The organism is Bosea sp. F3-2, from assembly GCF_008253865.1.
GTDB lineage: Bacteria > Pseudomonadota > Alphaproteobacteria > Rhizobiales > Beijerinckiaceae > Allobosea.
Genome location: NZ_CP042331.1, coordinates 2,541,656 through 2,554,458, shown reverse-complemented (window position 1 = coordinate 2,554,458; position 12,803 = coordinate 2,541,656). Strand labels below are relative to the sequence as shown.

Genomic DNA, 12,803 nt, shown 5'->3' with positions numbered 1-12,803 from the left:
TTCAGATAAGAGACAGGCGCAAAGAAACCTTTTCCCGCAGCAGGAAGCGAGCCAGTGCCGTTGTCCCGCCTTGACACAGGAACGGTCGTCGAAGCGGCGCTCTTCCATCTTGGCGCGCGGCGGCGCATAAGCCGGTCATGACGCTGAAGCAGCCGAAAGACGAGCCGTTCTGGCGCACCACCCCGCTCGAAGCGATGTCAGTGGAGCAGTGGGAATCGCTGTGCGATGGCTGTGGCCGCTGTTGCCTCGTGAAGCTCGAGGACGAAGATACCGGCCGCATCTTCGCGACCGATGTCGGCTGTCGGTTGTTCGACGCTGGAACCTGCCGCTGCAGGGACTACCCGAACCGTTCGCTCAAGGTGCCGGACTGTGTGACGCTGACGCCGCAGGACGTGCGCACGCTCCCCTGGCTGCCGCCGACCTGTGCCTATCGCCTCGTCGCGGAAGGCCAGGATCTGCCCTGGTGGCATCCTCTCGTTTCCGGCGATCCCGAAACCGTGGTCGCGGCCGGCGTGTCCGTTCGCGGCCGGGTCTTCGCCTCGGAGGACGATGTGCCGGAGGAGGAGGTGGCCGAACGCATCGTCAATTGGCCGCTGCGCTGGCCGCGCGCCGCGCGAGGTCGCGCGAAATGAAGCATCGGCCTTTGTGCGCTGCCCGGGATTTTGTTGCACCTGCTCATTGATTGTTCAGGTGCTTTTGGGCATGACCGCCCCGTCCCGCCGCCGGTGCCGCCAAGGCATCGACGGCATGCACACGAAACTTTCGCATCGCCGCGGCGTTGCTGCGTCCGGCTGCAAACGAAGAGGTTGAAGTGATGGCTGGTGGGAAGTGGGTCTACACTTTCGGCGACGGCAAGGCCGAAGGCGAGGCTGGGATGAAGAACCTGCTCGGCGGCAAGGGCGCGAACCTCGCCGAGATGAGCAATCTGGGCCTGCCGGTCCCGCCCGGCTTTACCATCACCACCGACGTCTGCACGGCGTATTACGACAACGGCAAGAGCTTCCCGGCCGATCTCGACGGGCAGGTCAAGGCCGCGCTCGGCGGCATGGCCAGGCTCACCGGAAAGACCTTCGGCGACCCCGCCAACCCGCTGCTCGTCTCCGTCCGCTCCGGCGCACGCGCCTCGATGCCGGGCATGATGGACACCGTCCTCAATCTCGGGCTCAACGACGAGACCGTCGCGGCGGTGGCGAAGGCCTCTGGCGACGAGCGCTTCGCCTGGGACAGCTATCGCCGCTTCATCACCATGTACTCCAACGTCGTGCTCGACGTGGATCACGGCCTCTTCGAGGAGGCGCTTGAGGACTACAAGGAGCGCAAGGGCCTCCACCTCGACACCGACCTCAAGGCCGACGACTGGAAGGTGCTGGTCGGCAAGTACAAGGAGATCGTCAAGAAGGAGCTCGGCTCCGACTTCCCGCAGGAGCCGGAAAAGCAGCTCTGGGGCGCTGTCGGCGCCGTCTTCTCCTCCTGGATGAACGCCCGCGCCATCAAGTATCGCGAGCTCAACAGCATTCCGGCCTCCTGGGGCACGGCGGTCAACGTCCAGTCGATGGTGTTCGGCAATATGGGCGACACCTCCGCGACCGGCGTGGCCTTCACCCGCAACCCTTCGACCGGCGAGAACGCGCTCTATGGCGAGTTCCTGATCAACGCCCAGGGCGAGGACGTCGTCGCCGGCATCCGTACGCCGCAGGACATCACCGAGGCGGCGAAGAAGGAGGCCGGCTCCGACAAGCCGTCGATGGAGAAGGCGATGCCGGAGGCCTATGCGGAGCTCGTCCGCATCTACGGCATCCTCGAGAAGCACTATCGCGACATGCAGGACATGGAGTTCACGATCCAGGAGGGCAAGCTCTGGATGCTGCAAACCCGGTCCGGCAAGCGCACCGCCAAGGCGGCGCTGCGCATCGCGGTCGATCTCGCCAGCGAGGGGCTGATCACGCAGGAGGAGGCGGTCGGCCGCGTCGAGCCTTCCGCCCTCGACCAGCTCTTGCACCCGACCATCGACCCCAAGGCCGAGCGCCGCGTGCTCACCACCGGCCTGCCGGCCTCGCCCGGCGCTGCCGCCGGCGAGATCGTCTTCAATTCGGACGATGCGGAAGCCGCCAAGAAGGCCGGCAAGAAGGTCATCCTCGTGCGCGTCGAGACGTCGCCTGAGGACATCCACGGCATGCATGCCGCCGAAGGCATCCTGACCACGCGCGGCGGCATGACCTCGCACGCGGCCGTCGTGGCACGCGGCATGGGTAAGCCCTGCGTCTCCGGCGCCGGCCAGATCCGCGTCGACTATGCCAAGGGCACGCTCGCGATCGGCGGCACGACGCTGAAGGCGGGCGATTTCCTCACCATCGACGGCGGCAACGGCCAGGTGCTGCTCGGCGAGGTCAAGATGCAGAAGCCGGAGCTCTCCGGCGAGTTCGCGACGCTGATGGGCTGGGCCGACAAGGTCCGCCGCCTCAAGGTCCGCGCCAATGCCGAGACGCCGGAAGACGCCAAGACCGCCCGCGAATTCGGCGCCGAGGGCATCGGGCTCTGCCGCACCGAGCACATGTTCTTCGATGAGAACCGCATTCAGGCGGTCCGCGAGATGATCCTCGCGCAGGACGATAAGGGCCGGCGCGCGGCGCTCGCCAAGCTGCTGCCGGTGCAGCGCCAGGACTTCGTCCAGCTCTTCACCATCATGAGCGGGTTGCCGGTCACGATCCGCCTGCTCGACCCGCCGCTGCACGAATTCCTGCCGAACGGCGAGAAGGAGATCGCCGAGGTCGCTGCGGCGCTCGGCGTCAGCTCCGATGCTTTGCGCCAGCGCGCGGCCGAACTGCACGAATTCAACCCGATGCTCGGCTTCCGCGGCTGCCGCCTGGCGGTGGCCTTCCCGGAAATCGCCGAGATGCAGGCCCGCGCCATCTTCGAGGCCGCCGTCATCGCCGCCAGGGAAACCGGCAAGCCGGTGATCCCCGAGGTGATGGTGCCGCTCGTGATGGGCAAGCCGGAGCTCGACCTGGTCAAGGGCCGCATCGACGCCATGGCCAAGGCCGTGATCGCGGAAAGCGGCACCAACATCGACTATCAGGTCGGCACCATGATCGAGCTGCCGCGTGCTGCGCTGCGCGCTGCCGAGATCGCCGAGAGCGCCGAGTTCTTCTCCTTCGGCACCAACGACCTGACGCAGACGACGCTCGGCATCAGCCGCGACGACGCCTCCTCCTTCCTTGGTTCCTACACCGCCAAGGGACTGCTGGAGGCCGATCCCTTCGTCACCATCGACCAGGATGGCGTCGGCGAACTGGTCAAGCTCGCCGCCGAGCGCGGCCGCAAGACCCGTTCCGGCATCAAGCTCGGCATCTGCGGCGAGCATGGCGGCGACCCGGCCTCGATTGGCTTCTGCGAGAGCGTCGGCCTCGACTACGTGTCCTGCTCGCCCTTCCGCGTGCCGATAGCCCGCCTCGCCGCCGCGCAGGCGGCGCTGGGTGCGATCAAGCCGAAGGATGGTTGAGGGCAGCTCACGTCATGCTCGGGCTTGACCCGAGCATCTCTTCGACGAGATTCCCGGTTTGCCGCTGCGCGGCGCCCGGGAATGACGCCCGGTCGTGAGAAGGCTTTCGCCATGTCCCGACTGACCACCATCGGCTTCGATGCCGACGACACGCTCTGGCAGAACGAGCAGTTCTTCCGCATGACGGAAGACCGTTTCGTTGCGCTGCTCGGTGAACATGGCGAGGCGGCCGAGATTTCCGGCCGCTTGCTCGAAGCGGAGAGGCGCAACCTCGGCTTCTACGGCTTCGGCATCAAGGGCTTCGTGCTCTCGATGATCGAGACGGCGATCGAGATCACCAAAGGGCAGGTGCCGGCTGCCGTCATCGGCGAGATCCTCGCCGCTGGCCGCGAGATGGCGGCCCATCCGGTCGAGACCTTGCCGCATGTCCATGAGACGCTCGAAGCCCTGTCCGGCGACTACCGGCTCGTACTGATCACCAAGGGCGATCTCTTCGACCAGGAACGCAAGCTCGCCCAGTCCGGCCTTGGCGATTTCTTCCATGCGGTCGAGATCGTCTGCGACAAGAAGGCCCCCATCTACGAGCGCATTTTCTCTCGCCACGGCGACGGGGCGGGGCGGGCCATGATGGTCGGCAATTCGTTGAAGTCGGATATTTTGCCGGCGCTGGAGGCTGGCGCCTGGGCGGTTCATGTCCCGCATGAGCTGACCTGGGTGCTGGAACATGCGGAGGAGCCGGTGGGGCATGGGCGCTATTGCGCGATACCGCATCTTGGCCCTTTGCGTGGCCTCGTTGCGCAACTCGCGCGGTAGAGCAACCTGCCCTTAGATTGAACCGCCACGCTGGCGATGCGTACTCTTCCCCTCCCCCTTGTGGGGAGGGGAGAGGGGTGGGGGTGGTGCCGCCTGGTGACCGGCTGGAGGTTCGGTGCCGTGGCAGCAGCGCCGAAAACACGTCCCCGTCGATCGCCCTTGCTTTTCGACCCCCACCCCTGCTCCTCCCCACCAAAGTCGGCTGTTGCCGACTTTGGCCCTCATCTCTGCCCATCTCGGGCAAGCCCGAGATGGGTGGGGGAGGGGAAGCGTCGCGCCAGCCTGTGCCTTGCGATTCCAGCTTAAAGCACAATGCTCTCGCCTGTTCGCAGCCGGCATTCAGTCGATCCAGAGGCCGCGTTTGCGATGCCATTCCTCGATCGATTCCTCCGGGTACTCTGCGAAGCTCTGATCGCTCGCTGCGATATCCGGATCGACCCAGCCGGCCTTGAAGCGCAGCATGACATGGGTCTTCTCCGGAGCCGGTGGCAGCTCGCTGTCGATCGCCGAGGCGAAGGGATGCAGCAAATCCGGCCAGCGTGGGTCGAACAGCCACAGCGCGGTCCCGCAGATCGTGCAGAAGCGGCGCTGCGCCTCGGATCGTTCGCAGGTGCCGTCATCGTCGCGGATCTCGGCGCTGAAGCTGCCTATGGCGTCTTCGCCCTCGACCTTCAGCGTCTCGGCCTCGGCCGATAGGTTGATCGCGAAGCCACCGCCGCCAGCGGTCTTGCGGCAAATCGAGCAATAGCAGAGCTGATAGGGGACGGGCGCATGGCTCTCGACCGAGAAGTGAACCGCTCCGCAGCGGCATGAGCCTTTGAGCTTTATCGGCATGATGCAGCCTCCATTCAGCAGTCAAACACCGGCTTTCGCAGCGTGTTCCGGGATGCTTGAAGTCGGCTTGCTGGACCGTTCTTGCAATCCATGCTAGTGAGCACGACGTAAGACGAGATGCGGCCGGGTTCTGGCCACCCCTCCGCTTGGCGGCTTGTCCGGTGGCGGTTACGAATCAGATCCACCACACATCGCTACAAGGCCATGGCGAGGCGTCCGCGCGTCCCGTCGTGTCATCACGATAGACGCGGATCTGAAACGTAAGGACTAACCCCATGAACAAGGGCACCGTGAAGTGGTTCAACTCCACCAAGGGCTACGGCTTCATCACGCCTGAGAACGGCGGCCAGGACGTTTTCGTCCACATCAGCGCCGTCGAGCGCGCCGGCCTGCGCGAGCTGCGCGACGGCCAGGTCGTCTCCTATGAACTCGTTGCCGATCGCAAGACCGGCAAGACCTCGGCCGGCAACCTCGTCGTCGCCTGAGGCGACGATATCATCGCCGGGACGGCGCCCTGCCGCCCGGTCCACGACAAGCCCGCCGGCGCTGTGGGCTGGAACCGGATCCGATCAGGTTGCAACCTGATCGGATCACGCGTTCTCCAGCGGTTCGCCGGCGGGTCCGACTATCAGTATCAGGCCGGATGCGGGCCTGTGGCGCAGCCGAATTCCACATGCGCCCTTCGCATTCCGGCGTCCGGAAAGATCCTTCTTGACCAAATTCACCGAACTCGGCCTCGCCGAGCCGCTGCTCAAGGCGCTCGCGGCCGAGGGCTATGAAACGCCGACGCCGATCCAGGCGCAGGCGATCCCCCACATTCTCCAGGGCCGTGACCTGCTCGGCGCCGCCCAGACCGGTACCGGCAAGACGGCTGCCTTCTCGCTGCCGATGCTGCATCGGCTGCTCGGCAAGCCGCGCCAGATGCCGCAGCGCGCGGTGCGCGTGCTGATCCTTTCGCCGACGCGCGAGCTCGCGGCCCAGATCGAGACTTCGATCCGCACCTACGCGCAGTTCACCACGCTGCGCTCGACGGTGATCTTCGGCGGCGTGCCGGTCGGCAAGCAGATCCGCGCTCTTGGCGACAAAATCGACATCCTCGTCGCCACCCCCGGCCGTCTGCTCGACCTCGTCGATCAGCGGGCCGTTTCGCTGCGCGAGATCGAGTTCCTCGTCCTCGACGAGGCCGACCAGATGCTCGACCTCGGCTTCATCCACGCGCTGCGCCGCATCGCGACGCTGATCCCGAAGGAGCGCCAGACGCTGCTCTTCTCGGCGACCATGCCGAAGCCGATCCGCGAGATCGCCTCCGCCTATCTCACCGATCCGGTCGAGGTCGCGGTGACCCCGGTTGCGACCACGGCCGAGAAGATCGACCAGCGCGTCATCTTCACCGAGCCGAATGACAAGCCGGCACTGCTGGCCAAGACGCTGAACGTGCCGGAGATGGAGCGGGCGATCGTCTTCACCCGCACCAAGCACGGCGCCGACAAGGTCGTGCGTCAGCTCGATCAGGCCGGCATCGGGGCGGCGGCGATCCACGGCAACAAGAGCCAGGGTCAGCGCGAGCGCGCGCTCGGTGCTTTCCGCGACGGTTCGCTGCGCATTCTGGTCGCGACCGACATCGCTGCCCGCGGCATCGACGTCGATGGCATCAGCCATGTCGTGAACTACGACCTGCCGAACGTGCCGGAGACCTATGTCCATCGTATCGGCCGCACCGCGCGCGCCGGCGCGGCCGGCCTCGCCATCGCCTTCTGCACGCCGGAAGAGCGTGGCGATCTCGCTGCGATCGAGAAGCTGACCGGCGTCAAGCCGACTCCGGTCGGCGAGGTGCCGTATTGGGACGGACGCACGCCGAAGAAGCCGCAGCAGAATCGTGGTGGGCGCGGCCAGCAGCCAAGCCGCCCGCAGGGCCAGCAGAGCCGTCCGCAGGGCCAGCAGCAGAGCCGCCCGCAAGGGCAGGGCAGGCCGAATGGGCAACAGTCCCAGCAGGGCAAGCGCGCCGAGCACGCCGGCCACCGCAACCATGCCAATGGCGGCGGCCCGCGGCCGGAACGTCAGGATCGACAGGAGCATCGCCCGCGCAATGCCGAGCGGCCGCAGCGCCCTGAGCAGGTGCAGCAGCGAAAAGAAGCGGCTTCCGCAAAAGAAGGGCTTGGCGGCGTCGCGTTCTTGCAGCAAAGAACACAGCAACCACGCACCAACGGCGCCCGGCGGCGCGCGCGCTGACGCGCGATCGACCAGAACCGGACGGGCCTCCCCGATGATGGCCCGCTCCCGCGCCTAAGGGCTCACGAAGGACGACAGATGGCGAAAGAAGAACTGCTTGAATTCGACGGCACCGTGGTCGAGGTGCTCCCGGACGGCAACTACCGGGTCAAGCTCGACAACGACCATGTGATCCTGGCTTATGCGGCCGGCAAGATGAAGAAGAACCGTATCCGCACCATCGCGGGAGACCGCGTCATCGTCGAGATGTCGCCTTATGATCTCGATCGCGGCCGCATCAATTTCCGTCAGAAGACGGCCGGCCCGGCTCCCGGCGGTCCGCCGCGTCAGAACTTCCGCCGTCGCTGAGACGACACGGATGCGCCTCTCGCGCCACGAACTCCTTTTCGTCGCGCTGGGCGCTGCCCTTGGCGCCATCGTTGCCTATGCTGCAGAGGCCGGCTTCGTCGTTCGCGACGGGGCCTTTCCGCCTTTTGTCATCGTGCTGCTGGGGCTTGGCCTCACGGAGCTGCTGATCGGCTACGCGGTAGGCCGCTCGCCCGGCACGCTGGTCAGCATGCCCGCCCGCTTCCTCGCCTTCGTCGTCGGGGTCTGCGTGTTCCTGTTGGGTGAACGCTACATCTGAGCGGACGGCGCGCGCCGCAAAGCGACCCCAAAAGCCTCGGCACCAAGAAAAAACCCCGGCGCGAGGCCGGGGCGTAAGTGGTCATTTCCGTGGTAAAAAAAGGGTCTGCGTGAAACTCTGCCCGGTCGGCTCAGTAGCCGGCGCGGGACCAGTATTGCGAGGCGGGGCTGACCAGAACCTGGCGCTGCCGCGTCTCGTAGGCGGCGGGGATCTCTTCCCGCACGACTTCGGTGGGACGCACCATCACCTTGCGCTGACGCTGCGTGTAGACTGCCGGAACCATCTCGTACTCGATGGTGGCCGGCGAAACCTCGACCCGGCGGCTCTGGTAGCCGTATTGCGCTGGCACCTCGACCCAGCAGCCGACCGTGTTGCCCCAGGCATCGCGGGTCACGTCCCAGCGACGGGTAGCGGGCGCGACAAGCACCTTCTCGGTTACGGTGTCGTAGACGGCGGCGCGGCGGTGCGCGATGCGCCGTTCCGGCGCGATCATCACGTTGTCGGTCACGGTCTCGTATGCGGCCGGGACGACGCGATGCTGCGTCTGGGCGGGCCGAACCTGATAGGTCTCATTGATGGTGCCGTAGACCGGTGGCGCGGTGACGAGATTGTAGCAGGCGGAGCCGCGGCAGCCGCCGGCCTCCGCCGCGGAAACGCCGAGGAGAAGCGTGGTGGCAAAGGCCGAGGCGGCAATGATCCGGGATGACGGGAGCGAGCGCACCATGTTGGACCTGACCTGTCGGTTCCGGCGTCAGCGCGCCGTTCGTTGTGGTCAGAAAGCCCGTTCGAAGTGATGAACGCAAGGTAAACGCTAAAACAAGGTAAAATTAACCAAGTCGAGCTTGCGGCTGCATTTATGCAGATTGCGCCCAAGTCAATGGAAAGGCTCGATTTTTAGCGATCAGCTCTGCCCTGGCCGAAGCTGGTAGAAGACGTGCTGGCCGATCGTGTCCATCTTCTTCAGCTTCTTCGCCCAGTACGGGCGGACATAGTTGGCGTGATAGTGCGTGGAGGCGCCGACCTCGGGCAGATAGGTCGTGCCCTCATAGACTTCGCGCGCGATCCTGACCGCGTCGCGCCAGGAGCCCGGCTCCGTGATGCGTAGCGACTTGCCTTCGCAGGTAAAGGTGAACTGGCAGGAGAGATAGCGGTTGCTGTTCTGGTAGACGACACCGCAGACGCTGCTCGGATAAAGCCCGCTCTTCACGCGATTGAGCACGACCTGCGCCACCGCAGCCTGGCCCTGGAAGGATTCCGAGCGCGCCTCGAAATAGACCGCCTCCGCCAGGCAGCGCTGTTCCTTCGCCATGGCCTCCGGCGCGATCAGGTCGGTGTAGTCCTGCTTCACGCCGGGCTCCGCCAGCCGCAGGTCGCGATTGGCCGGCGCCGAGGCGAGCGCGACACGGCTGCGCTGCTGCGGCGCGCCATGCGCGGGCAGGGCGGGCGGCGTCAGCGTGCCGATCACCGAGCCGACCAGCGGCGTCGAGGAGGATTGCCGGTTCGCCTGCGGCACCGATGGCGAGGAGCCGTCGATGCTCTCGAGATAGAGCTCCGCCTGCCGCGCCGAGGTGATCTTCGGCTTGAGCGAGACAGGCGAGGAATCCGACAGGGCCGGATCGGTCAGGCCCTCCTCGTTGGCATAGGGCTCGAAGCCGGTCTGCGGGCCATCGACAGCCTCGGCCGCGCGCTGCGCGTCGAGCGAGAAGCCGCCGGAAATCAGCTTGGGTTGGGTGTCGCCGAAGACGACGCGCTCCAGCTCGATGGAAGGGTGTTCGGAGAGACCGGGCCGCAGGCTCGGCAGCATGTCGCCCTTGGCGGTGCGGTCGACTTCGGGAAAGTTGGCAACGGTGCGCTTCAGATCTTCGCGCGGTGCGCGCGGATCGACGACGATCCGACGCTCCGGATCCTCGAAGGAGAGCTTGGCCTGGGTGACGGCGGAGGTCAGCGCAAGGCCGGGCAGACGGAAAGCGCTGGCCGCGACCAGCATCGAGGGGCCCTCAGCCAGCTCCGAGGCGGGGCCGGGCGTAACCCGGGCGATGGCGCTGGAGGGCAGGCCGGTCGGCCCGAAATTCTGGCCGGCGGAGGCGGTGAAAGACACAAGCAAGCCGACTGACAGCGCCCAGGGCGCGACCGTGTTCGCGGCCCATTTGATGCCGAGAGGGCGCTGACCCCGCCCATGCCTGTGAAGACGCCGATGACTCAAAGCGACACACCCGTCCCGATCGCACGGAACGAAAAACCCAGCCAACGACGCTGCGCCTTCGTTGGAATCCGTTATCGCCTTGGTAAGGTTGAGCGCCGGTTAACATCGCCGCCGCTCCGGCGTTCCATGTCGCGCCGTGATGCCAAATTTCACGAAATCGCGTTGGCTGCCGTCAGGGCAGGACGATAACGTGTAGCCACACTTCCGACATTCCCGATTCTTGGGAGAACTTCATGCCGTCCACTCCAGCGCGCAGCTACGCACCGGAGGTCATCGTCGCCGCCGGCTGCCTGATCGCCCTGATCACCTTCGGTCCGCGCGCGAGCGCCGGCCTGTTCCAGATTCCGATGACGCTGCAGTTCCACTGGGGCCGCGACATCTTCGGCCTGGCGCTGGCGATCCAGAACCTGCTCTGGGGCCTCGGTGCGCCCTTCGCCGGGGCGATCGCCGACCGCTACGGCACGGTGCGCGTGCTCTGCGTCGGTGCTGTTCTCTATGCTGCCGGCCTCGTCGTGATGGCCTATGCCACCACGCCGCTGCAGCTCCATCTCGGCGCCGGCGTGCTGATCGGCTTCGGTCTCTCGGCCTGCTCGTTCAACCTCGTGCTTGCCGCCTTCGGCAAGCTCCTGCCCGAGCAATGGCGGCCGATGGCCTTCGGCGCCGGCACGGCCGCTGGCTCCTTCGGCCAGTTCCTGTTTCCGCCGATCGGCAATATCCTGATCGAGACGATGGGCTGGCAGCAGGCGCTGATCGTTTTTGCGTTCACGCTGCTGCCGATCCTGCCGATCTCGGTCGTACTGGCGACGCGCAAGACCGGAGCGGCCGCTGGCGCCGCCGCCAATCTGCCGAACCAGACGGTGACGCAGGCGCTGGCCGAGGCTTTCAAGCACCGCAGCTATGTCCTGCTCGTCCTCGGCTTTTTCACCTGCGGCTTCCAGCTCGCCTTCATCACCGTGCACATGCCGGCCTATCTCAAGGATGCCGGCCTGCCGGCCTGGGTCGGCGGCTGGACGCTCGCGGTGATTGGCCTTGCGAACGCGGTCGGCTCGCTCTCCTCCGGCTGGCTCTCGACGCGGATGCCGAAACGCCATCTCCTCGCCTGGATCTATCTCGGCCGCGCCGTGGCGATTGCGGCCTTCATCCTGATTCCGGCGAGCCCGGTGACCTCGATCACCTTCGGCATCGTGATCGGCCTGTTCTGGCTTTCGACCGTGCCGCCGACTTCTTCGCTGGTCATGCTGATGTTCGGCACGAAGTACATGGCGATGCTCTACGGCTTCGCCTTCTTCTCTCATCAGGTCGGCGGCTTCCTTGGCGTCTGGCTCGGCGGCGTGCTCTACGAATCGATGGGCAACTACCAGTTCGTCTGGTGGCTCTCGGTCGCGCTCGGCGTCGCCTCGGCCCTGATCAACCTGCCGATCGTCGAGCGGCCGGTGCACCGGCCGCAGGCGCAGCCGGCCTGATCCGGAAGACGATCGGACGCACGGCCGACGGGGTTGCGGTGGCGGGCTGCCGCTGCAACCTTGTCGGCTTTCGTGTTTTGGATCGGCATCGGAGCGGTCCGAAAACCGGATTCCACTTTTCGGTCCGATGCCCAGGTTGGGGAGGTAGTGATGACGACGTTCAAGGCCCTCGTAGCGACCAAGGGCGAGGCCGGGCCGAACCTCGCCTTCACCGATTTCCCCGAAGCCGACCTGATGGAGGGCGACGTCACCGTCCGCGTCACCCATTCGACGGTGAACTACAAGGATGGCCTCGCCATCACCGGCAAGGCTCCTGTGGTGCGCCGCTGGCCGATGATCCCCGGCATCGACTTCGCCGGCCGGGTCGAGACCTCCGACAATCCTGATTTCAAGCCGGGCGATCTCGTCGTGCTCAACGGCTGGGGCACCGGCGAGACGCATCTGGGCGCCTATGCCCAGAAGAGCCGGGTCAAGGGTGACTGGCTGGTGCCGCTGCCGGAAGGCCTGACGCCCGCCGAGGCGATGGCGATCGGCACCGCCGGCTACACCGCCATGCTCTGCGTTCTCGCGCTCGAGAAGCATGGCCTCAAGCCCTCCGACGGCCCGGTCGTCGTGACGGGCGCGGCCGGCGGCGTCGGCTCGGTCGCGATCACGTTGCTGGCAAAGGCCGGCTGGCACGTCATCGCCTCGACCGGCCGGGCCGAGGAGGCCGACTATCTCAAAGGCCTCGGCGCGGCCGAGATCATCGATCGCAGCGAGCTTTCCGCCCCTGGCCGCCCGCTCGGCAAGGAGCGCTGGGCCGCGGGCGTCGATGCCGTTGGTTCGCATACGCTGGCGAACCTGCTTTCGATGACGAAATACGGCGGTGCCATTGCCGCCTGCGGGCTGGCGCAGGGCATGGACCTGCCGGCCTCCGTCGCGCCCTTCATCCTGCGCGGTGTCGCGCTGCTCGGCGTCGATTCGGTGATGTGCCCGAAGCCGTGCCGCCTCGAAGCCTGGAAGCGCCTCGCCAGCGACCTCGACCGCGAGAAGCTCGCCTTGATCACCACGACGATCCCGCTGGAAGCGGTCATTGAGACCGGCAAAGCCATTGTCGAGGGCAAGGTGAAGGGCCGCGTCGTCGTCGAGATCGGCTGA

12 protein-coding genes are annotated in these 12,803 nt (G+C 66.3%); 9 read left to right on the top strand and 3 right to left on the bottom strand.

Translation table 11 applies throughout. From position 1 onward, the window contains the following. Window positions 1-137 precede the first annotated feature (137 nt). The 3 genes from FQV39_RS11765 (at window position 138) to FQV39_RS11755 (ending at window position 4,312) form a co-directional block, all read left to right on the top strand. Entirely contained in the window at window positions 138-632 is a 495-nt protein-coding gene (locus tag FQV39_RS11765) for a YcgN family cysteine cluster protein (RefSeq protein WP_149130459.1), read from the top strand. A 182-nt stretch (window positions 633-814) separates the two neighbouring features. After that, a complete protein-coding gene (gene ppdK / locus FQV39_RS11760; RefSeq protein WP_149130458.1) occupies window positions 815-3,499 on the top strand; it encodes a pyruvate, phosphate dikinase in 2,685 nt (894 codons plus the stop codon). A gap of 111 nt (window positions 3,500-3,610) precedes the next feature. Then, a complete protein-coding gene (locus tag FQV39_RS11755; RefSeq protein WP_149130457.1) occupies window positions 3,611-4,312 on the top strand; it encodes an HAD family hydrolase in 702 nt (233 codons plus the stop codon). A gap of 339 nt (window positions 4,313-4,651) precedes the next feature. Here FQV39_RS11755 and FQV39_RS11750 read toward each other — a convergent pair whose 3' ends face one another. Then, window positions 4,652-5,146 carry a GFA family protein gene (locus tag FQV39_RS11750; protein ID WP_149130456.1) on the bottom strand — a complete coding sequence of 165 codons (495 nt, stop codon included), beginning with the start codon at window positions 5,144-5,146 and terminating at the stop codon, window positions 4,652-4,654. A gap of 275 nt (window positions 5,147-5,421) precedes the next feature. On the opposite strand from FQV39_RS11750, the gene FQV39_RS11745 reads away from it, so the two are divergent. From FQV39_RS11745 to FQV39_RS11730, 4 genes are all read left to right on the top strand, one after another. Then, a complete protein-coding gene (locus FQV39_RS11745) occupies window positions 5,422-5,631 on the top strand; it encodes a cold-shock protein (protein WP_149130455.1) in 210 nt (69 codons plus the stop codon). A gap of 226 nt (window positions 5,632-5,857) precedes the next feature. Continuing rightward, window positions 5,858-7,375: a DEAD/DEAH box helicase gene (locus tag FQV39_RS11740; protein ID WP_149130454.1), complete on the top strand. Its 1,518-nt coding sequence runs from the start codon at window positions 5,858-5,860 to the stop codon at window positions 7,373-7,375. Window positions 7,376-7,453: 78 nt separating this feature from the next. Continuing rightward, window positions 7,454-7,723 (top strand): translation initiation factor IF-1, encoded by a 270-nt coding sequence (gene infA / locus FQV39_RS11735; RefSeq protein WP_047578165.1) that lies wholly within the window; start codon window positions 7,454-7,456, stop codon window positions 7,721-7,723. Window positions 7,724-7,733: 10 nt separating this feature from the next. Then, a complete protein-coding gene (locus tag FQV39_RS11730) occupies window positions 7,734-8,000 on the top strand; it encodes a hypothetical protein (RefSeq protein WP_149130453.1) in 267 nt (88 codons plus the stop codon). Between the two features lie 130 nt (window positions 8,001-8,130). Here the strand turns inward: FQV39_RS11730 and FQV39_RS11725 are convergent, their stop codons facing one another. Both FQV39_RS11725 and FQV39_RS11720 read right to left on the bottom strand, forming a co-directional pair. Then, on the bottom strand, window positions 8,131-8,724 hold the full coding sequence (locus FQV39_RS11725) for a hypothetical protein (protein WP_149130452.1): 594 nt from the start codon (window positions 8,722-8,724) through the stop codon (window positions 8,131-8,133). Window positions 8,725-8,901: 177 nt separating this feature from the next. After that, entirely contained in the window at window positions 8,902-10,098 is a 1,197-nt protein-coding gene (locus tag FQV39_RS11720) for a cell wall hydrolase (RefSeq protein ID WP_248313332.1), read from the bottom strand. A 338-nt stretch (window positions 10,099-10,436) separates the two neighbouring features. On the opposite strand from FQV39_RS11720, the gene FQV39_RS11715 reads away from it, so the two are divergent. Beyond that, window positions 10,437-11,666, top strand: coding sequence for an MFS transporter (locus FQV39_RS11715; protein WP_149130451.1), 1,230 nt, complete (start codon window positions 10,437-10,439; stop codon window positions 11,664-11,666). Between the two features lie 150 nt (window positions 11,667-11,816). Next, window positions 11,817-12,803 (top strand): acrylyl-CoA reductase (NADPH), encoded by a 987-nt coding sequence (gene acuI / locus FQV39_RS11710; protein WP_149130450.1) that lies wholly within the window; start codon window positions 11,817-11,819, stop codon window positions 12,801-12,803.